General features: G+C 70.9%; 22 protein-coding genes and 1 pseudogene. 11 read left to right on the top strand and 12 right to left on the bottom strand.

Features of this window, described 5'->3' with window-relative positions:
- The first annotated feature begins 292 nt into the window (after positions 1-292).
- Positions 293-661, top strand: a complete 369-nt coding sequence (locus KOI47_RS10665; RefSeq protein ID WP_216215814.1) for a DUF3817 domain-containing protein — start codon at positions 293-295, stop codon at positions 659-661.
- Between the two features lie 45 nt (positions 662-706).
- Here KOI47_RS10665 and KOI47_RS10670 read toward each other — a convergent pair whose 3' ends face one another.
- Positions 707-1,207 carry a MarR family winged helix-turn-helix transcriptional regulator gene (locus KOI47_RS10670; protein WP_216215815.1) on the bottom strand — a complete coding sequence of 167 codons (501 nt, stop codon included), beginning with the start codon at positions 1,205-1,207 and terminating at the stop codon, positions 707-709.
- An 89-nt stretch (positions 1,208-1,296) separates the two neighbouring features.
- Here KOI47_RS10670 and KOI47_RS10675 point away from each other — a divergent pair, with 89 nt between their 5' ends.
- Positions 1,297-1,596: a thiamine-binding protein gene (locus tag KOI47_RS10675; protein ID WP_216215816.1), complete on the top strand. Its 300-nt coding sequence runs from the start codon at positions 1,297-1,299 to the stop codon at positions 1,594-1,596.
- 38 nt (positions 1,597-1,634) lie between these two features.
- Here KOI47_RS10675 and KOI47_RS10680 read toward each other — a convergent pair whose 3' ends face one another.
- Positions 1,635-1,847, bottom strand: coding sequence for a hypothetical protein (locus tag KOI47_RS10680; RefSeq protein WP_216215817.1), 213 nt, complete (start codon positions 1,845-1,847; stop codon positions 1,635-1,637).
- 239 nt (positions 1,848-2,086) lie between these two features.
- Here KOI47_RS10680 and KOI47_RS10685 point away from each other — a divergent pair, with 239 nt between their 5' ends.
- Positions 2,087-3,049: a tetratricopeptide repeat protein gene (locus KOI47_RS10685; protein ID WP_216215818.1), complete on the top strand. Its 963-nt coding sequence runs from the start codon at positions 2,087-2,089 to the stop codon at positions 3,047-3,049.
- 92 nt (positions 3,050-3,141) lie between these two features.
- Here the strand turns inward: KOI47_RS10685 and KOI47_RS10690 are convergent, their stop codons facing one another.
- Positions 3,142-4,584, bottom strand: a complete 1,443-nt coding sequence (locus tag KOI47_RS10690; RefSeq protein ID WP_216215819.1) for a neutral zinc metallopeptidase — start codon at positions 4,582-4,584, stop codon at positions 3,142-3,144.
- Positions 4,585-4,681: 97 nt separating this feature from the next.
- Positions 4,682-6,088, bottom strand: a complete 1,407-nt coding sequence (locus tag KOI47_RS10695) for a neutral zinc metallopeptidase (protein WP_232376675.1) — start codon at positions 6,086-6,088, stop codon at positions 4,682-4,684.
- 103 nt (positions 6,089-6,191) lie between these two features.
- Here KOI47_RS10695 and glgP point away from each other — a divergent pair, with 103 nt between their 5' ends.
- On the top strand, positions 6,192-8,735 hold the full coding sequence (glgP, locus tag KOI47_RS10700) for an alpha-glucan family phosphorylase (RefSeq protein ID WP_216215821.1): 2,544 nt from the start codon (positions 6,192-6,194) through the stop codon (positions 8,733-8,735).
- Here the strand turns inward: glgP and KOI47_RS10705 are convergent.
- Both KOI47_RS10705 and KOI47_RS10710 read right to left on the bottom strand, forming a co-directional pair.
- Positions 8,676-9,122 (bottom strand): rhodanese-like domain-containing protein, encoded by a 447-nt coding sequence (locus KOI47_RS10705; protein WP_216215822.1) that lies wholly within the window; start codon positions 9,120-9,122, stop codon positions 8,676-8,678. The genes glgP and KOI47_RS10705 overlap by 60 nt on opposite strands.
- The gene (locus tag KOI47_RS10710) at positions 9,119-9,655 is read right to left on the bottom strand and encodes a cysteine dioxygenase (protein ID WP_216215823.1); all 537 of its coding nucleotides are present in this window, start codon (positions 9,653-9,655) and stop codon (positions 9,119-9,121) included. Before KOI47_RS10710 ends, KOI47_RS10705 begins: the two co-directional genes overlap by 4 nt.
- Positions 9,656-10,104: 449 nt before the next feature.
- Here KOI47_RS10710 and KOI47_RS10715 point away from each other — a divergent pair, with 449 nt between their 5' ends.
- From KOI47_RS10715 to KOI47_RS10725, 3 genes are all read left to right on the top strand, one after another.
- A complete protein-coding gene (locus KOI47_RS10715; protein WP_408629929.1) occupies positions 10,105-10,869 on the top strand; it encodes an ABC transporter ATP-binding protein in 765 nt (254 codons plus the stop codon).
- A gap of 64 nt (positions 10,870-10,933) precedes the next feature.
- The gene (locus KOI47_RS10720) at positions 10,934-11,713 is read left to right on the top strand and encodes an enoyl-CoA hydratase/isomerase family protein (RefSeq protein ID WP_216215825.1); all 780 of its coding nucleotides are present in this window, start codon (positions 10,934-10,936) and stop codon (positions 11,711-11,713) included.
- Positions 11,714-11,720: 7 nt separating this feature from the next.
- The gene (locus tag KOI47_RS10725; RefSeq protein ID WP_216215826.1) at positions 11,721-12,698 is read left to right on the top strand and encodes a class I SAM-dependent methyltransferase; all 978 of its coding nucleotides are present in this window, start codon (positions 11,721-11,723) and stop codon (positions 12,696-12,698) included.
- Between the two features lie 10 nt (positions 12,699-12,708).
- Here KOI47_RS10725 and KOI47_RS10730 read toward each other — a convergent pair whose 3' ends face one another.
- From KOI47_RS10730 to KOI47_RS10740, 3 genes are read right to left on the bottom strand one after another with little or no spacing between them, the layout of a single operon-like run.
- Positions 12,709-13,566, bottom strand: a complete 858-nt coding sequence (locus KOI47_RS10730) for an SRPBCC family protein (RefSeq protein WP_216215827.1) — start codon at positions 13,564-13,566, stop codon at positions 12,709-12,711.
- Complete coding sequence (locus KOI47_RS10735; RefSeq protein WP_216215828.1) at positions 13,559-14,116, bottom strand: winged helix-turn-helix domain-containing protein; 558 nt, start codon at positions 14,114-14,116, stop codon at positions 13,559-13,561. Before KOI47_RS10735 ends, KOI47_RS10730 begins: the two co-directional genes overlap by 8 nt.
- Before the next feature lie 39 nt (positions 14,117-14,155).
- Positions 14,156-14,467: an ArsR/SmtB family transcription factor gene (locus KOI47_RS10740; RefSeq protein ID WP_216215829.1), complete on the bottom strand. Its 312-nt coding sequence runs from the start codon at positions 14,465-14,467 to the stop codon at positions 14,156-14,158.
- A gap of 104 nt (positions 14,468-14,571) precedes the next feature.
- Between KOI47_RS10740 and KOI47_RS10745 the strand changes: the two genes are divergently transcribed.
- On the top strand, positions 14,572-14,988 hold the full coding sequence (locus tag KOI47_RS10745; RefSeq protein WP_216215830.1) for a VOC family protein: 417 nt from the start codon (positions 14,572-14,574) through the stop codon (positions 14,986-14,988).
- Here the strand turns inward: KOI47_RS10745 and KOI47_RS10750 are convergent.
- Positions 14,972-15,325 carry an ArsR/SmtB family transcription factor gene (locus KOI47_RS10750; protein WP_216215831.1) on the bottom strand — a complete coding sequence of 118 codons (354 nt, stop codon included), beginning with the start codon at positions 15,323-15,325 and terminating at the stop codon, positions 14,972-14,974. The two genes, KOI47_RS10745 and KOI47_RS10750, sit on opposite strands and share 17 nt — an antisense overlap.
- Before the next feature lie 63 nt (positions 15,326-15,388).
- On the opposite strand from KOI47_RS10750, the pseudogene KOI47_RS10755 reads away from it, so the two are divergent.
- Together KOI47_RS10755 and KOI47_RS36135 are read left to right on the top strand one after the other, a co-directional pair.
- Positions 15,389-15,913, top strand: a pseudogene (locus tag KOI47_RS10755) (SDR family NAD(P)-dependent oxidoreductase); the annotation flags it as partial.
- A gap of 101 nt (positions 15,914-16,014) precedes the next feature.
- A complete protein-coding gene (locus KOI47_RS36135) occupies positions 16,015-16,140 on the top strand; it encodes an SDR family oxidoreductase (RefSeq protein WP_269756716.1) in 126 nt (41 codons plus the stop codon).
- Here KOI47_RS36135 and KOI47_RS10760 read toward each other — a convergent pair.
- Entirely contained in the window at positions 16,109-16,807 is a 699-nt protein-coding gene (locus tag KOI47_RS10760; RefSeq protein ID WP_216215832.1) for a response regulator, read from the bottom strand. The genes KOI47_RS36135 and KOI47_RS10760 overlap by 32 nt on opposite strands.
- On the bottom strand, positions 16,804-17,949 hold the full coding sequence (locus tag KOI47_RS10765; RefSeq protein WP_232376676.1) for a sensor histidine kinase: 1,146 nt from the start codon (positions 17,947-17,949) through the stop codon (positions 16,804-16,806). Before KOI47_RS10765 ends, KOI47_RS10760 begins: the two co-directional genes overlap by 4 nt.
- Before the next feature lie 176 nt (positions 17,950-18,125).
- Between KOI47_RS10765 and KOI47_RS10770 the strand changes: the two genes are divergently transcribed.
- A complete protein-coding gene (locus KOI47_RS10770) occupies positions 18,126-18,356 on the top strand; it encodes a hypothetical protein (protein ID WP_216215833.1) in 231 nt (76 codons plus the stop codon).
- Positions 18,357-18,386 lie beyond the last annotated feature (30 nt).

The following is an 18,386-nucleotide window of genomic DNA, read 5'->3' on the forward strand; positions in this document are numbered from 1 at the left end:
GTTCCGGTGATGTCAATGCTTGCCTGGGAGTCCGGCCGAGAATCGCGTCCGTTTCGTTACGTTCCCGGTCGCTCGCGAAGCTTCGGCCGACAAGGTTGTCAACACTCGCGTTCTGTTCAGCGGTCCGGGTGGGCAGCCACCGGGAACGGGGTGATCATGGGCACCCCGGTGTTCCGGTGAGCGCGATCACGCAGCACACTGGTATCGCAGCGTCCGACAGCGTGGTTGACGTAGACGGGAGTGGCGCCCGTCCGTTGTCGGGCGTTTTTGTGCGTGAGTACGAGGAGGAAGCGTGTCCGGTAAGGCCGCTGTCGTGTTCCGTGTCGTCGCCGTGGCCGAGGCGTTCTCCTGGGCTGGCCTGCTCGTCGGGATGTTCCTGAAGTACGTGGTGGAGCTCGGCGAGGGTGGCGTTCCGGTGCTCGGCATGGTGCACGGCGTGATGTTCGTCCTCTATGTACTGGTCACCCTCGCGGTGTTCCGGCCGCTCGGCTGGCGCCCGCGCATCCTGCTGCTGGCGCTGCTCGCCAGCATCCCGCCGCTGTTCACCTGGGCTTTCGAGAAGTGGGCGCTGCGGTCCGGCAAGCTGGACGGCCCGCGGCGTCACCTGCGGGGCGGCACCGGCCTGTTCGTCACCGACCTGACCGAGCCCGTCCGCGCCTGATCCGGACGTCCGGTCCGGACGTCTGCTTCGGAGCGCGGACCGGGCCTACTCGGTGAAGTCGCCCGTGGCCTTGCGGATCCTGGTCAGCAGGTCGGTGAGCTGAGCCGTCTGCCGGGAGGTGAGGCCGCGCATCCCGAAGTCGATCTCGGTCACCGCGGCCGTTGCCGCCTCGCGCCTGCTCCGGCCGTCCTCGGTGATCTCGACCAGGGTGGTCCTGCGGTCCGTCGGGTGCGGCATGCGCTTGACCAGTCCGTCCTTCTCCAGCCGATCGACGATGTTGGTCACGCTGGTCGGATGCAGCTGCAGTCGTTCACCCATCACCCGCATCGGCAGGCTGGACCTGCGGGCGAAGGTGAGCAGCACCAGCGCCTCGTATCGGGCGAAGGTGAGTCCGTGCGGCTTCAGTGCGTTGTCCACGGCGGATTGGATGATCTGCTGGACCCGCATGATCCCGGTCACCGCGGCCATGGTTTCGGCGGGGCCGATGCGCTCGTCCCACAGCTGGGCGGCGCGGGCGATCGGGTCGAAGGGCAGCGGACGGTTCATGGCTGTCGAAATTACCAGCGGATATCCGTGTGCTGGGGCAGGGTGGTGCGCGAAAACCGAGCAACCCCTGCCACAGCGAGGAGCAGCAGATGATCGTCGCATTCAGCGTCAGCCCGTCCGGTCAGCAGACCGATGGCGGGGTCAGTGAGGCGGTGGCCCGCGCGGTGCGGGTCGTGCGCGAGTCCGGACTGCCCAACTCGACCAACGCGATGTTCACCAACATCGAGGGCGAGTGGGACGAGGTGATGGATGTGATCAAGCGGGCCGTCGCGGCCGCGGGGGAGGGCTCGGCGCGCGTCGGCCTCGTCCTCAAGGCCGATATCCGGCCCGGTTACGACGACCAGCTCGAGGCCAAGGTGGACCGCGTGGAACGTCGTCTGGCCGAGTAAACCCGCGCGCCGAGGTCCCGCGTGCCTAGCCCGCGCCCTCAGCCGTGTGTGCGGCGGCTACTGCGCGGTTTCGGTGCGCCGCCGGGCAGCATCGCGGCGGGCAGGCCCCACGCGGGATCCCTGCCGGGGGCGGTGGTGATGTCCCAGTTGCCGAGCCCGCCGCCATGCCGCTCGATATAGGACTCGGCCGCGGTCCGGTTGGGGAAACGCAGTTCCTTTCCGGTCGTCCGATGGGTGATCTTGTACGCCAACTCCCGCCTCCTGTTGCTGGATATCTGGTTCCCCCTGCCGGATCAGCTGATCATCCTTAGTAGAACATGCGTTCGACCACCTGGGCGTGTTCGGCGGCCATGGTTGACCCGCTCGGGTGAGGGTGGACTGCTACCGGTGACTGAGGCACCATCGCGAGTGAGCGCTGGGGTCTGTGCGCCCTGAGCGAGCAGGGGCGACCAGCGGTGAAGCATCAGCCGTCCCATGCCAGGATGGAGTCGTGACACACCCACGCGGATCAGCAGGCAAGTCAGCAGCCACCTCGGCCGCGCTCTCCGGTGCGGTCGACCTGTCCGGGCTCAAGGCGCGCGCGGACGCGACGCGGCAGCGGCCGAGTTCCGGAGGGAACGCCGCGCAGGGCGGGCCGCCGGCGGGTGGCCCCGCGGTCATCGACGTCACCGAGACCACGTTCCAGTCCGAGGTCGTCGAGCGTTCGATGCAGCAGCTGGTCGTGGTCGACCTCTGGGCGGACTGGTGCGGGCCGTGCAAGCAGCTCAGCCCGGTGCTGGAGAAGCTGGCCACCGAGGCGGGCGGCACCTGGGTGCTCGCCAAGATCGACGTCGATGCCAATCCGCGGGTCTCGCAGCTGTTCGGCGTGCAGTCCATTCCCACGGTCGTGGCGATCGCCGGTGGGCAGCCGGTGGACGCCTTCTCCGGCGCGCTGCCCGAGCCGAAGATCCGGCAGTGGCTGGACTCGCTGCTGGACGCACTGAAGGACAAGCTGCCCGGCGGCGGCCCGGCCCCGCAGGAGGGCGCCGAGGCCGAGCAGCAGGAGGACCCGCGGTTCACCGAGGCCGAGGCCGCACTGGACCGCGGCGACTTCACCGCCGCGGAGGAGGCCTACCAGCGCATTCTCGACGCCGAGCCGGCCAACGAGCAGGCGAAGGCGGCGCTGGCGCAGGTGCGGTTCATGCGGCGCGCCAGTGAGGTCGACCCCACGGCCGTCGAGCGTGCCGACGCCGACCCGAAGGACGTGACCGCCCAGCTGGCCGCCGCCGACTTCGAGGTGGCGCAGAACCAGATCGACGCGGCCTTCGCCCGGCTGATCGGCACGGTCCGGCGCACCGCGGGGGAGGACCGCAACCGGGTCCGGGAGCACCTCGTCAGCCTGTTCGAGCTGTTCGACGCCGAGGACGAGCGCGTCCTCAAGGCCCGCCGCGACCTCGCCTCCGCCCTCTTCTAACCACCCTTCCGGTAATGCTGTGAGTGGCCCTCCCACCCGTCTCCCACCACCACCCAAAACGGCAGGGAACGGGCCACTCACAGCAGAGCGGGTCAGGCGTACTGGGAGCAGGGGTCGGAGCCCTGGAGGTAGCCGACTCGCAGGGATTCGACGCGCTCGAATCCGTTGGCCACCTGGTTGCCTTGCAGGTCGGCGGCGATCAGGCTGCGCGGCTGGAGCAGCTCGGCGATCGCCTCGTCCAGGTCGCCGGAGGACAGCCGCAGCGTGGCGCCCTCCCGGTTCGTCGCCCCGGCCCAGGCCCCGACAAGGCAGGAGGTCCGCAGCCCCGCGCTGGAGCCCTCCAGCGCGGCGCCGACCCCCTGCTGGATGCCCTGCGTGTAGCGCGAGGCGATCTCGGCGAGTGCGGCGAAGTCGCCCATCCCGGTCGTCTCCTCGCCCTTGAACTCCGCCCTGCGGTCCACCGGCTGCGCGAGCTCCCTGAGCGTGGCCAGGTCGATGTTCACGGTGTTGCTGTCCGGGCAGTACGAGGCGGGTGGCGTGCTCGGGCCGTTCGGGCAGGAGCCACCCTCGTCCACGATCTCCGGGCCCTGCACCCCGGCGCCCTCGAAGGCCTTGTCCAGGCTCTCCTGCAGGATGCCGATCAGCTCCTGGTCCAGGCTGCTGTCCCCCTTCTCCTTGTCCTCGGGATGGAACGGCTGCTCGGTGACCCGCGCGTCCACGCTCGCCTGGTCGATCCCGGCGCACTTCGCGGCGCCCTGCTCGAAGCCGAGCTGGAAGGCGTAGGTGCGGTCGAACGCCGTGCCGTGCGCGCCGCGGGAACGCGCCGACTGGCCCGGCTCGTCCCGGATGAAGAACAGCGAGGCGAGCACCTGGTTCAGGCCCTCGGAGGTGGAGACCTCGAAGTACTTGCTCCTGCCCTCGGCCATCCAGCGGAAGTAGCTGCCGGTGAAGCAGTCCGCCTGCTGCTCCTTCACGATCGTCTTGGTCGAGTTGTCGATCCCCGCCTTGTCCCCGAGCCGGTGCTGCACGGCGTGGCCGAACTCGTGGCCGAGCACGGTCACGATCGCCATCGGGCCGAACCGTTCCCGCAGCAGTGGTAGCAGCTTGGCGCGGTCCCAACCGACCAGGTCCTCCGGCGGGCAGTAGAACGCGTTCATCGCGGCGGCTGAGGTGGACGCGCCGCAGACCTCGAAGTCCTCGCCTGCCGGGTCGTAGGACAGCAGCTCCCGCACCGGCTCGAACTCCTGCTGGAAGTGCTCCGGAAGCTGCTGCGCCCAGTAGTCGCTCACGTCGGCGATCGAGGCGATGGCGATCCGGTCCTCCTCGCTGTCGGTGGCGTTGCGGACATCGAGGTCCGGTTGCGGTGCGTCCGCCTTCAGCCCGCTCTCGAAGTGCGTGACCGGCAGCCCGGCCACATCACCAGGCGTCTGCGCCTGCCCTTCCGTGCTTCCCCCGTCGCAGGCCGTGCCGGCGCCGAGGGCCGTCACGGCGAGGAACGCGGCCAGCGTCGAACGCCGCCGTGCTGCCAAACTCATGCTCGCTCGTTTCCTGTCCATTGGTCCGGCCGGACCATCCGCACACCGAATCACCGGCACCCTACTAACCGAGGAGCATCGCCGTACGCCGATCGGCTCAACCGAAGCCGCAACCGCCCGCGCCCGCGGTCACCCCGGCCCGGAACGCGCTGATCCGGTCGAACCCGGTCGCCAGCGAGCCGCCGTTCACGTCCCTGGCCGGGTAGTCGTAGATGAGCAGCAGCTGCACCGCCTCGCCGAGGTCGCCGGGGGAGACGGTGAAGTCGCGCTCCGGCCGCAGCAGGGACCCGGTGTAGGCGCCGGCCAGGCACAGCGCGCCGCGCTGGGCCTCCCTGCCGGTGAGCGGGTTGCCCGCCGCCTGCCATGCGCCCAGTGCGTACCGGCTGGCCAGCAGCATTCCCGCGGCGTAGTCGCCGATCCCGGCGTGCACCTCGCCGAGCATTCCCTCGGTGCGCACCCGTACCGCCTTCGCCTCCGGGCAGTAGGCGACCCCGCCCTGCCCGCCGGGGGTGCAACGTGGTTCCTCCGGCACCTTGCCGATCTCCGGGGGTGACCATTCGGTGCCCGCGGTGGTGACGATGCCGGTGAAGTACGCGTCCAGGTCGTCGGTCATCGCGGCCAGCAGATCCTCCAGCGGCAGGTTCCCGCCGCGTTCCAGGTCGCCGGCACTGGTGAACGCGCGCTGGGTGAAGGTGCGGTTCTCCGCGGTGATCCGGGAACACGGGCCCGCGCCCGCCTGGTATCCGTCCTGGAAGGCCGACACCCGGTCGAAGGCATCGCCGTGTGCCCCCTGCTCGCTGTCGTCGGTGCCGACCGGGTCCCGGAAGGTGATCAACGCGCGCAGCGCCGCGTCCAGCTCGTCCTCGGCGAGTCTCAGATGCCCGGAGCTGCCATCGACCACCCAGCGCAGGAACGCTCCCGCGTAGCAGTCGGCCATCGACTCCAGCACGATCGTCGGGTACAGCCGGGGGTCGGCGCGCCCGGACCTGCCGGTCACCCCGGACCTGGCCTGCACGGCGTGCCCGACCTCGTGCGCCAGCACCAGCATCACCGCGCCCGCACCGTACCGCTCGGTGAGCACCGGCAGCAGCGCCGCGCGGTCCCACACGATCACGTCCTCCGCGGGGCAGTAGTAGGCATTGCCCTCGACATCGGGCGCGGACTGGGTGCAGGGCGGCGGCGGGGTGCTCTCGTCGGCGGTGTCCACCGAGACGAAGCCGCCCTCCAGCTCGTGCCATGGCTCGCCGAACACGGCGGGGTACTCCCGCTGCCAGTAGGCCCGGACCTCGGTGAGCACCGTCGCGGCCAGGGTGTCGATCTCGCCGCCGTCACTGCCCTGCACGAAATCGGCAGGCACCAGGGAGGTCGTGCCGCGCTGCACGTGCTCGACCACCAGGGTGGTGCTCTGGTGCGCCGCGCCGGGTACCCGTTCGGCGCACCCGGAGGCGAGCAGCGCAGCGAGCGCGAGCAGGGACACCAGCATCAGCTTCGGCCGGGTGCGCACCACCTCATTCTGCTGTATCGGCCCGAGGCCGGGGCAGGGGATGTGGAACGCTCGGTGCGGGGCCGACCGCGATCGGTTGCCCGGCGAGCTATCGTCGCAGAGCATGAGAGCAGTCCGCCGGTTCACCGTGCACGCCAGCCTGCCCGAGCGACTGACCGGCCTGAGTGCACTGGCGACCAACCTGCGCTGGACCTGGCATCCGCCGACCCGGGACCTGTTCGCCTCCATCGACGGCGAGCTGTTCCGGCAGGTGAAGGACCCGCTGCGGGTGCTGACCTCGGTACCGCCTGCGCGACTGGAGGAGCTCGCCGAGGACGAGGACTTCCTGGCCAGGGCCCAGGCCGCGACCGCGGACCTGGAGCGCTACCTCACCGAGCCACGCTGGTACCAGCGCGAGGCCGCGGCAGGCAGGCTGCCGGAGGCCGTGGCGTACTTCTCCATGGAGTTCGGCGTCACCGAAGCCCTGCCCAACTACTCAGGCGGACTCGGGGTGCTGGCCGCGGACCATCTCAAGGCCGCATCCGACCTCGGCGCACCGCTGGTCGGGGTCGGCCCGCTGTACCGGGCCGGCTACTTCCGCCAGACGCTGTCCCTGGACGGCTGGCAGGTCGAGCACTACCCGGTGATCGACCCCAGCGGGCTGCCGCTGGACCTGGTCACCGAACCCGACGGGGAGCCGATGCAGGTGTGCGTGGCGATGCCCGGTGGGCGCCAGCTGTGGGCCCAGGTGTGGAAGGCACGAGTCGGCCGGATCCCGCTGCTGCTGCTGGACACCGATGTGGAGGCCAATGACGAGGACCTGCGCCGGGTCACCGACCGGCTCTACGGCGGCGATGCCGACCACCGGATCCGCCAGGAGATCCTGGCCGGGATCGGCGGGTTGCGCGCGGTGCGCCGCTACTGCGAGCTGACCGGGCACCCGCAGCCCGAGGTGTTCCACATGAACGAGGGGCACGCCGGTTTCCTCGGGCTGGAGCGGGCCAGGGAGATCCTGGCCGCGGACGGGCTGGAGTTCGAGGAGGCGATGGCCGGGGTGCGGGCGGGCATGGTGTTCACCACGCACACCCCGGTGGCCGCGGGTATCGACCGGTTCCCGGTGGACCTGGTGCAGCGCTACTTCGGCGACGGCAGGCTGCTGCCGGACATCGACGTGCGCCGTGTCCTCGCGCTGGGCGCCGAGGACAACCCCGGCATGTTCAACATGGCGCATATGGGCCTGCGGCTGGCCCAGCGTGCCAACGGGGTGTCCGCGCTGCACGGGAGGGTGTCCCGGCGGATGTTCGCCCGGCTGTGGCCGGGTTTCGACGAGCCGGAGGTGCCGATCTCCGCGGTCACCAACGGCGTGCACGGTCCCACCTGGGTGGCAAGGGAGATGAGCGCGCTGCTCGGCGGCAGCGACGAGGAGTGGGGGCACGACGGGGGCGAGCCGAGTGCCCGGCCCGAGGTCGGCGACCAGCAGCTGTGGGACCTGCGGCGGGACCTGCGCGGGAAGCTGGTGGCCGAGGTGCGGCGCCGGGCACGCGCATCCTGGCTGCAGCGGGGCGCCTCGGCGCTGGAGCTCGGTTGGACCAACGCGATCTTCGACCCGGACGTGCTGACCGTCGGCTTCGCGCGCCGGGTGCCGACCTACAAGCGGCTCACCCTGATGCTGCGCGATCCCGAGCGGCTGCGCGCGCTGCTGCTGGATGAGCAGCATCCGATCCAGATCGTGGTCGCGGGCAAGTCCCATCCCGCCGACGAGGGCGGCAAGCAGCTCATCCAGCAGATCATCCGGTTCGTGGACGATCCCGCGGTGCGCCACCGCATCGTGTTCCTCCCGGACTACGACATGGCACTGGCCCGTTACCTCTACCGTGGCTGCGACATCTGGCTGAACAACCCCACCCGGCCGCTGGAGGCCTGCGGCACCTCCGGGATGAAGGCCGCGCTCAACGGCGGGCTGAATCTGTCCATCCGGGACGGTTGGTGGGACGAGTACTACGACGGCAGCAACGGCTGGGCCATCCCCACCGCGGACGGGGTGCGTGATCCGCTGCGCCGCGACGAACTGGAGGCGGCCGCGCTCTACGACCTGCTCGGGCAGCAGGTGGCGCCGCTGTTCTACGACCGGGACGGCGACGGGGTGCCGCGGGGCTGGATGTCCATGGTCCGGCACACCCTTGACACCCTCGGGCCACGGGTGCAGGCCTCCAGGATGGTGCGGGAGTACGTGCAGTCCTACTACCGGCCTGCCGCCACCGCGGTGACCGCCGCGCTCGAGGAGTCCGGTGCCGGAGCCCGTTCCCTCGCCGCGTACCGCAACCGGCTCGACCTGGCCTGGAACCAGGTGCGGATCTTCGACACCGAGTTCCTTGTCGAGTCGCCGGAGACCCTGGTGGTCGGCAAGGAGGTCCGGGTACGCGCCAGGGTGGACCTGGCAGGGCTCGATCCGTCCGATGTGGAGGTACAGGCGCTGCTGGGCAGGGTGGGCGACACCGATGACCTGCTCGACCCGGTGGTGGTGCCGATGGAGCCCGACGGCATCGGCGCCTTCGCCGCCGCGGTGCGGCTGCCCCGCGCGGGCTCCCTCGGCTACACCGTGCGGGTGCTACCCAAGCACTCGCTGCTGGCCAGCCCCGCCGAGCTCGGCAAGGTGGTGCTGGCCTGAGTTCGCCTGCGAACCGGTCGTCGGCAGGCCGGCGGCCAGCCAGGCGCGGTACCCGCCGACCAGGTCCCGTACCCCGGTCAGGCCGAGCCGTCTGACCTCGGCGGCGGCGAGGCTGGAGGCGTAGCCCTCGTTGCAGAGCACCACCACCGTGCGGCCGGGGTGGACTCCCGGCAACCGGTGCGCGCAGGAGGGGTCCAGCCGCCATTCCAGGTGGATCCGCTCGACCGGCACGGCGCCCGGTATCTCCCCCTCGGCGGCCCGGTAGCTTGCCGGGCGGATGTCCACCAGCAGCGCGCCGTCGGCCCGCAGGCGTGCCGCCTCCGGCGGGCCTACCCGCTCCACAGTGGACCTAGCGGCGGCGAGTGCGGCTTCGATGCGCGCGGTCACGGGACGATCACCGGCAGCGGCGGTGTCTCGGCCGGAACCTCGGCCAGGGTCGAGTACTCCCTGGTCGGGACCAGCGGCGGGGAGTAGGCGTGCACGCTGGCCGCGGGCGCGGCACTCGCGTTGCCCACCCGGTGTGCCCTGCCCGCGCCGAAGCCGAGTCCGTCCCCCGCGGTGTGCACGCGCTGCCGGACCGGCCCGCCGGGGTAGCGGTACTCCTCGGTCAGTTCGCCCTGTAGCACGGTGAACGAGCCCGCGGCACCACCGTGGTCGTGTGGCCTGGTCTGCTGGCCGGGCAGCCAGGACAGCAGCCACAGCTCCACGCCGTCGGTCAGGGCGAGCCGGGCCCACCAGCGCTGGTCGGCGTCGAACCGGAGCAGGCCGCGCAACGCCGTTGTCAGCTCGGTGGTGACCGTGCTGGTCAGTTCGTTCAGTTGCCTCGGAGTCCACAATGGACTGTTCTGGGACAGGAGGCTGGGAAGTAGCGGGTCGGTGATCCGGGGGTGAATTTCGGCAGGGGCGATCGACTGGGTCATCGGGATGCTCCATGGGTGCGTCGGGATCTGGAGGGCTATTCAGAACGACCCGGCGACCGCAGGCCGCCAGGCCTGTGCGAGCGGTCGTTGCGGGACACAGCACTGGTGAGGCAGGTCGCGGACCTGAATAGCCCGACTATTGGCTAAGACACCGGGTGTACGGCGGATCAGCGGCCGGTACACCCGCACGACGCGACCAGCAGCAGGTCGACCGCGCGGTCGCGCCACAGGGCCCACGCCGGGCAGGGGCGGGGCGATCCGGTGGCGAACTCGAACACGACTCCGATGCTGCCACGTCGGCCGGGCGCGGTGGCCAGCTTCTCATTGGCTGGACACCGGTACAGGGGTGGGTCGTCGTGACGGGTGTGCCCCGGGTCAGTGACAATGGCCCCGTGAGCGAGCCGACGCAGCAGATCGAGCAGGCGGAACTGGACGACCTCGTGGTGCATATGTCCGGTGTCGGGGTCCGGCGCGGGGGTAACAAGCTGCTGGCCGACGTCGACTGGTCCGTGGAGCTGGACGAGCGGTGGGTGGTGCTCGGCCCGAACGGTGCGGGCAAGACCACCCTGCTGCGGATGGCCGCGGCCGAGCTGCACCCCACCACCGGCACGGTGCACCTGCTCGGCGAGCGGCTGGGCAGGGTGGACGTGTTCGAGCTCCGGCCGCGGATCGGCTTCACCTCCGCAGCGCTGGCGGGCCGGGTGCCGCCGGATGAGGCCGTACGGGACGTGGTGGTGAGCGCGGGTTACGCCGTGCTCGGCCGCTGGCGGGAGGACTACGACTCGCTGGACACCGAGCGGGCGGACGAACTGCTCGCGGCACTGGGGATCAAGCACCTGGCCGAACGCACCTTCGGCACCCTGTCCGAGGGGGAGCGCAAGCGCACACTGATCGCCCGCTCGCTGATGACCGATCCGGAGATGTTGCTGCTGGACGAGCCCGCGGCCGGACTCGACCTCGGTGGCAGGGAGGACCTGGTGGCAAGGCTCTCCACGCTGGCCATGGATCCGGACGCCCCGGCTATGGTCCTGGTCACCCACCACGTCGAGGAGATTCCGCCTGGCTTCACACACGCGTTGCTGCTGGCCGAGGGGCGGATGGTGGCGGGCGGCCTGCTCGAGGACGTATTGACCGGGGAGAACCTTTCCGCCACCTTCGGTCAGGACCTGATTCTGGAGCGTTCCGGTGCGCGCTTCTTCGCCCGGCGCCGGTAACGTGTTCTACTGACGGGTAGCCTGCGGGGAGCCCGCAGGTGTCGGCAACACGAGGAGGATGGGCGTGGGCGAGTTCGTACGTCTCGAGGTCGAGGCCGGGGTCGGCACGATCCGGCTGGAGCGGCCGCCGGTCAACGCGCTGAACAACCAGGTGCAGGCCGAACTGGCCGAGGCCGCCAGGCAGGCGACCGACCGGGACGACGTGCGTTCGGTCATCCTCTACGGCGGGGAGAAGACCTTCGCGGGCGGCGCGGACATCAAGGAGATGGCCGCGAAGTCCTATGTGGAGATGTCGAAGTTCGGGGCCGCGCTGTCCGGTTCGCTCACCGCGCTGGCCGAGATCCCCAAGCCGACCGTGGCGGCGATCACCGGGTACGCCCTCGGTGGCGGCCTCGAGCTGGCGCTGACCGCCGACCGCAGGGTGGCAGGCGACAACGTCAAGGTGGGGCAGCCGGAGATCCAGCTCGGCATCATCCCCGGTGCGGGCGGCACCCAGCGGCTGGCCCGCCTGATCGGCCCGAGCAAGGCCAAGGACCTGGTCTACACCGGCCGGTTCGTGAAGGCCGAGGAGGCGCTCGCGCTGGGGCTGGTGGACCAGGTCGTGGCCCCGGACGATGTGTACGCCACGGCGCATGCCTGGGCCGCGCAGTTCGCCGAGGGGCCCGCGGTCGCGCTCAAGGCGGCGAAGGCCGCGATCGACGGCGGCCTGGACCTGGACCTGCGCAATGGGCTCAAGCTGGAGACGAACCTGTTCGTCTCGCTGTGGGCGACCGAGGACCAGTCCACCGGGATGCAGTCGTTCATCGAGAACGGCCCCGGCAAGGCCACCTTCGAAGGCAAGTGAGCCGCCCGTGACGGACGCGACCGACCCCGCACCCAACCCGCACGCCACCGCCGAGCAGGTCCAGGCCGCCTACGCGGACCCGAAGCTGGCCAACGTGCTGTACCACGACTGGGAGGCGGGCACCTACGACGAGAAGTGGTCGATCTCCTACGACGAGCGCTGCATCTCCTATGCCACCGACGTGTTCCGCACGGTGGCCGGGGACGCGGACTGGCCGTACCCCACCGCGATGGAACTGGGCAGCGGTACCGGGTTCTTCCTGCTGAACCTGATGCAGGGCGGGGTGATCAAGCGTGGTTCGGTCACCGACCTCTCGCCGGGGATGGTGCAGGCGGCGTTGCGCAACGCGGCGAACCTCGGCCTCGACGTGGACGGCCGCGTGGCCGACGCCGAGCGCATCCCGTACCCGGACGACAGCTTCGACCTGGTGATCGGGCATGCCGTGCTGCACCACATCCCCGATGTGCGGGCCGCGTTCCGCGAGGTGCTGCGGGTGCTCAAGCCGGGCGGTCGGTTCGTCTTCGCAGGCGAGCCGACCAGGATCGGCGACTTCTATGCCCGCAAGCTGGGGCAGTTCACCTGGTGGCTGACCACCAACCTGACCCGGCTGCCCGCACTGCGTTCCTGGCGCAGGCCGCAGGAGGAACTGGACGAGTCCTCCCGCGCCGCGGCCCTGGAGGCCGTGGTCGACCTGCACACCTTCGACCCCTCCGAGCTGGAGCGCACGGCACTGGGCGCGGGTGCGGTGGACGTCGAGGCGGTCACCGAGGAGTTCACCGCGGCCCTGCTGGGCTGGCCGATCCGCACCGTCGAGGCCGCCGTGCCGCAGGAGAAGCTGACCCTGCGCTGGCGGCTGTTCGCCTACCGCGCCTGGCTCCGGCTGTCCGCCGTGGACCGGAAGCTGCTGGCCAGGGTGCTACCGCGGGAGCTGTTCTACAACGTCATGATCACCGGGGTGAAACCCCCAGCCCCCACCGAACCCTGACCCCCGGTCGTCAGTCCTCGGGCTCGGTGGTGAGGGGTCGCCAGGACTCGCCGAGGGTGTGCAGGCGCTTGAGCTCGGCGAGACCGCCCAGCCAACCGGCCTCGTGCTGTGCCGCGTTGTCCGGTTCCCCGGCCGGGAACCCGCTCTGCACGAAGGTGAGCCGGGTCCGGCCGGCGGAACCGGCCAGCTCCCAGCGGACGATCGCGCCTTCCTCGTCGGAGTAGGCCAGCGTGCGGCCCGGCTCGAACTCGAAGATCCGGCCGTCGGCCCCGAGCGCCATCCGGCCACCGAGCCGGGGCTCGACCTCGGCCTCCCAGCCGAACCAGCGGGCGATCCGCTTCGGATCGACCAGGGACTCGAACACCTCTTCCGGGGCGCCGTCCACGGTGACCTCGATCCGGATCTCCGCCGGGCGGGACGGGCTGAAGTCGCAGGCCGGGGTGAGCTCCCTGCCCTCCACGTACTCGGCGAGGCGCGCGATCGCCAGCGGCCAGAACGTGTGCAGCGTGTGCAGGCCGTCCCTGCGGCCTGCCGGTTCCATCAGCTCGGCCATGGTGGGGACGCCGGTCTGGGCGAGGGTCAGCGTGGTACCGCCGGATTCGGCTTCGGCGAGCCTGAGCTCGACGGTCGTCTCGGTGCCGTCGAGCACCCAGGCGAACCGGAGCAGCCGGTCCGTCTCGGCGACCAGCAGGCGTTGCCGGCCGGGTTCGCCTTGCGGGGTGTACCGGCCCCAGAACGCGAACCGGTCGGGAGTGGCTTCCGCATGCTCGGCGAACCAGGTGCGCAGCGCCTCCGGTTCGGTCAGTGCCCGGTACACCGTGGCCGGTGGGGCGTCGAGCCGGGCGGTCAGGTCGAGAACGTCACTCATCGGTGTCTCCACGGGGGTAGCAGGCGACCGCGAGGCGGAAGGCGTCACCCTCCGCGCCGCCGTAGCGGGTCAGCAGGTTCTGCAAGGTGTCCCTGAGTTCGTCGAGGAAGGCCTGGCGTCGCTCCCTCGGTAACCGGATCTCGCCGGAAACGCCGAGCGTGGGAAGTTCGCCGGTGCCTGCCTCCAATGCGGCGAGGTCCACCTGGACCTCCTCGACCAGGTTCAACAGGTAGCCCAGGCTCAGCTGGTCGCGGGCGCTGCGGTCGCCGATCGTGCCGACCAGCCGGGGGGACAGCCAGTAGGAGCGGGCGCTGGCCTGGTAGATGCCCTCGTTGATGCCGCGCACCCGCCGCTCGCTGACCCGGTCCACCAGGCCGGCGTCCAGCAGGCGTTTGACGTGGTAATAGACCCGCTGCGGGGTTTGGTCGAGTTCGACTCCGACCTCGGTGCACGAGCGCGGCTCGGCGAGCCGCCGCAGCACCTCCACGCGTTGCGGTTTGAACAGTGCCTCGGCCTGTTCGAACCGGTCCAGGTACAGCAACTCCTTCACAAAGGAGAGTTTTTACGTAAAGACAGTCTTTGTCAATGACTATTCGTCCGGCATGGCGTCCAGGTGCCGCTCCAGTGCGTCCAGCCGGTCGTGCCACAGCGCGCGGTACGGCGCGATCCAGTCGTCGACCTCGGCCAGCGGCTCCGGGCGCAGCCGGTACCAGCGGCGCTGCGCGTCCTGGCGCACCTCGACCAGCCCGGCCTCCCGTAGCACCTTGAGATGCTTGGACACCGCGGGCTGGGTGACCTCCAGCCGCTCCACCAGGTCGCCGACCAGCCGCTCCCCGGTACGCAGCAGGTCGAGAATCTCGCGCCGACGTGGTTCGGCCAGTGCCGCGAACGCTGTTGCCATATGAGTAATATAACCGATACGGCATTCGCGGCTCTCGCGTTCGTTGCCCCGCTACGCTGGGTCGAGGTGGGATCCGGGGGCACGGTGTGCGGGAGGTCGCAACGATGGACTGGACGCTGGAAGTCGTCATCATTCCCGTGTCCGATGTGGACCGTGCCAGGGAGTTCTACGCCGACCGGCTCGGCTTCCACCTCGACCACGACACCCGGATCAACGAGGAGCTGCGGGTGGTGCAGCTGACCCCGCCGGGGTCGGGCTGCTCGATCGTGGTGGGCACGGGCGTGGGCGAGGGCATGCAACCGGGTTCGCTCAAGGGTCTGCAACTGGTGGTCTCCGATGTGCGCGCGGCACGGGCCCAGCTGGCCGCGCGCGGGGTGGAGGTCAGCGAGGTCCGGGTGGCCGAAGGCTCCGGTTTCCGGGCGGTCCGCGAGGGGGAGGACCTGAACAACGTCGGCTTCGCCTTCTTCGCCGACCCGGACGGCAACTCCTGGGCGGTGCAGCAGATCACCGCGCGGGGGTAGTGTCCGGGCCACCGACCTCGGCGCCGATCTCCTCCGTCCGCACGGTGTCCAGTAGCGCGTCCAGCAGGCCGGGAAACCTGGCTCGCAGGTCCTCGCCCCGCAACCGGACGAAGCAGCGGGTGCCGTCCTGCCTGGTGCGGGTGACCCCCGCGGCGCGCAGCACCTTCAGGTGATGGCTGAGGGTGGACTTGGCCACCGGCACCCGCAGCTCGTTCCACGCCCGTTCCTCGCCGTCGGCGAGCAGCCGAACCAGCCCGAGCCGGATCGGGTCGCTGAGCGCGGCCAGTACCCGGGTGAGACTGATCTCCGCGGTCGCCGGATGTTGCGCGTCCCTCATGGCCACCATGATAGCGTCGTTCGACGTTCTACGAACATCGAACAAAGCTGAATGGGGGTTCTGATGACGATTGACTTCACCGGGCGTGTGGTGGTGGTGACCGGCGCCAGCTCCGGGATCGGTGCGGCCGCGGCGGAGGCCTTCGCCACGGCCGGAGCGTGGGTGCTCGGGGTCGCACGCAGGGCCGAGGCCCTTGCCGAGCTCGCCGACCGGTACCCGGCGGTGGTCCCGCACGTCGCGGACATCCGGGACGACGGCACCGCGGCGGGGGTGGTCGAGGCGGCGCACTCCCGGTGGGACAGGCTCGACGTGCTGGTGAACAACGCCGGGGTGTTCGCGGCCATGCCACTGGCGGAGGTCACCGCCGAGCGGGTGGCCGACCTGATGGCCACCAACGTCACGGCGCCGAGCCTGCTCGCCAGGGCCGCACTGCCGCATCTCGAGGCAACCGGTGGCGCGATCCTGAACGTGTCCAGCATCCTCGGGCACCGCCCGGCGGCCGGGGTGGCGCACTACGGCGCGTCCAAGGCCGCGCTGGAACAGTTGACCAGGAGCTGGGCACTGGAGCTCGCCGAGCGTGGGGTACGGGTGAACGCGGTCGCCCCGGGGCCCACCGAGAGCGAGGCACTGGCCTCCGCGGGCCTGTCCCAGCGGAGGTCGAGGAGATCAAGCGTGCGGAGGCTGCCCGGATCCCGCTCGGGCGCCGCGGGCGTCCGGAGGAGGTGGCCACCTGGATCCTGCGGCTGGCCGATCCCGCCGCCAGCTGGCTGACCGGGCAGGTACTCACCGTGGACGGTGGTCTCGAGCTGGTGTGAGCAGATCTGCGTCGTGTGCCAGCAGGGCGATCTGGACCCGGTTGTTCAGCCCGAGCTTGGTCAGGATGTTGGAGACGTGCGTCTTCACCGTGGGCACGCTGAGGTAGAGGGTGGCACCGATCTCGGCGTTGGACTTACCGTGGCCGACCGCGACGGCCACGGCATGTTCCCGCTCGTTCAGCGTGCCCAGCTGTTCCAGCGCCCGCGCCCGGCGCCGGTCCGGTTCGGGGTCGGCGACCCGGTCGATGAGCCGCCGGGTGACCGAGGGGGACAGCACCGGCCTGCCCTCGGCGACCTGGCGGACGGCGGCCACGATCTCGGCAGGCGGGGTGTCCTTGAGCAGGAACCCCGCGGCCCCGGCCCGCAGCGCCCGCAGTACGTGCTCGTCGGCGTCGAAGGTGGTCAGCACGATGACCTCGGGGGCGTGCTCGCGGGCGCGCAGTGCCTCGGTGGCAGAGAGGCCGTCGGTGGTCGGCATGCGGATGTCCATCAGCACCACATCCGGGCCCAGCCGGTCCACCAGGTCGAGGACCTCGGCGCCGTCCCCGGCCTCGCCGACCACCCGGATGTCCGTGCCGCCGCCGAGCATCATCACGAGTCCGGCACGCACCAGTGGATCATCGTCGACGACGAGCACGCCGATCGCCGTGGCATCGGGTTCGGTCATGGCGGCCAGGGTAGCCAGGCCGCCAGCCGCCACCCTCCCGCCTCGGTGCGGCCGTGTTCGAGCCGTCCCCCGGCCAGCGCGACACGCTCGGTGAGGCCGAGCAGGCCCTGCCCCGCTTCCGCCTCGCCCGCGGGCGGCGCCGGGCCGTTGCGCACCTCGACGGCAAGGCCCTGTTCCGGCGCGCCGGAGATCGTCACCGTCACCTCGGTTCCCCATGCGTGCTTACGCGCGTTGGTCAGGCCCTCCTGCACGATCCGGTAGGCGGTGCGGCCCAGCTTGTCCGGAACCGGGCAGCTCACCTCCTGCCGCAGCTCCACCGGCATCCCTGCCTGCCTGGACTCCGTCACCAGCTGGGGCAGGTCGGCCAGCGTCGGCTGGGGCAGCTCACCGACCGGGGCCCGCAGCACGCCAATCACCTCGCGCAGGTCCTGCAACGCCTGGTGCGCGCTGTCCCGGATCACCGCGGCCGCGCGGGCCACATCCTCGGCCGGGGCGTCCGGGCGGTACTCCAGCGCGCCCGCGTGCACGCTCAGCAGCGACAACCGGTGACCGAGGACATCGTGCATCTCCCGCGCGATGTCCTCCCGCGCCCGGTGCTGGGCCTGTTCGGCGCGCAGGTGGGCTTCGGTCTCGGCGCGGGCCGCCCGGTCGCGCAGGGACAGCACGAGCTGACGCCGGTGGTGGATCACCCTGCCCCAGCCGACCACGGCGCCCTGCATGGCGAGACTGAACAGCACCAGGACGAAGCCCGGCACATCCGGATCGGGACGGATCAGTACGAACAGGACGGCCGCGGTGATGGCGAGGCCGAAGAGGATCATGGTGGTGCGCTGCGAGCGGTGTACCGCGACGGTGAACAGCGCGGCCAGCATCGCGCCGCCGACCATCTCGGCGAAGCCGGACAACGCGACCAGCACCACGGCGAGCCCCACCGGCCAGCGGCGGCGCAACCACAGCGCGGCACAGCCGAGCGCGCCGAGCAGCTGATCGACATCGAACAGCCAGGCCGGGTGGACCGGGGGCCCCAGCCCGATCCGCAGGGCCGAGGTCAGCAGCCCGAAGGCCACCGCGGCCAGGAAAAGGCCGGTGTCCACGAGCCACTCGCGGACACCGCGCCTGCTGGCGGGCCCGGCACCGTCCATGCCGTCGAAGCTACTGGGCCCGGCCGCCGCGGGCGCGGGCGGCGGCCGGGACGGTACCGAGGTCGCGCGGACCGATACTTTCGTCGCGACCGCGACCGTGCCAAGGCGACCAGGGTCGGGCCAGCCGATACCGTCGACCGATCCCGTGCCCTGCGGGAATCTCCTAGCTTCGAGGCATGCGCAAGGGAGTTCAGTTCCTCGGCCTGTACCTGGTCCTCGCCGGGATCAGCGGGACGATCGACCACCTGGCGGCACAGCCGTTGCTGGGTGCGGTGCTGAACGTCTTCAACCGGTTCGTGATCCCGCGGATCGGCCTGCTCTCCGGGTACGAGATCTACGCCAACCTCTCCCTTGCGGTTCTCGGCGCCGCCGTACTGGTGGCGGCGGTACGGGTGCGCAGCAGTTGAGCGCATGGGCAGAAAGGTGAGTTCACGGCA

It is taken from the genome of Amycolatopsis aidingensis, assembly GCF_018885265.1.
Lineage (GTDB): Bacteria > Actinomycetota > Actinomycetes > Mycobacteriales > Pseudonocardiaceae > Amycolatopsis > Amycolatopsis aidingensis.